Origin of the sequence: Parageobacillus caldoxylosilyticus NBRC 107762 (genome assembly GCF_000632715.1) — a bacterium.
Lineage (GTDB): Bacteria > Bacillota > Bacilli > Bacillales > Anoxybacillaceae > Saccharococcus > Saccharococcus caldoxylosilyticus.
In genome coordinates, this window is the sequence record NZ_BAWO01000121.1 from 1 (window position 1) to 975 (window position 975).

A 975-nucleotide genomic window follows, 5' to 3' on the forward strand; every position below is an offset into this window, starting at 1 on the left:
ATATTAACATTCAAAGGACTTTTAGGTGTGAATAGTGAAAGAAGAAATTAAGAGTGGGAAATAAAATATTACCAGGTATGCTCATTATTGATGAAGTTGGTTATTTTCTTTTTGATGAGCTAACAGCGAATGTCTTTTTCAGGTCGTATCAAAACGGTTACTCAAGAAAACACATGGAATTTTGAGGTACTTCTTTTTAGCTCGAAAAAGAGATGGGAGATAATCTTAAAGGATTTTTGCAAAATAAAGTTCATAAAGTTAAGAATTGGACGATTCTTAACCGGAAAATTGATCAAGTGATTGATGAGCTTGAGTTTGATGGCATCTTGGATGAAGTCAAAGTGTATGTTAGCGATTCTTAAGATGTTAGAACAATCCTTTTCTTGATAAAGGTTAAGAGAGAATATTCCAATGAAGATCTTAAAAGCTAGGCAAGCGTTTTTTCTTATACCGCTTGCCTATTTTTGGCTATTAAGGTTACTATACTAATGTAATTTTATTTTTAGTTTTGGTTTTCTGTAAAAGTTAAAATTAAGAAAGTTGCGTAAGTTTTTTGTTCAACTTACATAATTATACGACCAATGGAAATTATGAGGTATTAGGAGGAGATAAGATTGTATAAAATTAACAAGGTATTAATTTCTAATTACAGATCAATTTCACATCTGGAGATGGAATTCAATCCTCAGGAACCAGTTATTATATGTGGACCAAACAATATAGGAAAAACCAATTTTTTGAGGGCACTTGACCTTTTCTTTTCTCTTGATAAAGAAGTATTTAATCATGATGTTGATATTCCTTACCATATTGCTGAGGGTTCTGTTGGTGGAGGAAGCAGATCAAAAATTACTGTAGATTTTGTTGATTCGCAAAATAATACATACAGTATTACTGCAATTTATTCACGAAGAAATCGACAGAATCAAATTGATTTAAGAGGTTACAAAAATGGAAAAGAAATTAACGAAAGAG

1 protein-coding gene is annotated in these 975 nt (G+C 30.9%); it reads left to right on the forward strand.

What is annotated here, in order from left to right:
• Positions 1–614: 614 nt before the first annotated feature.
• Positions 615–975: AAA family ATPase (locus GCA01S_RS18905; RefSeq protein ID WP_042412575.1), on the forward strand; the 361-nt coding region annotated here is incomplete at its 3' end.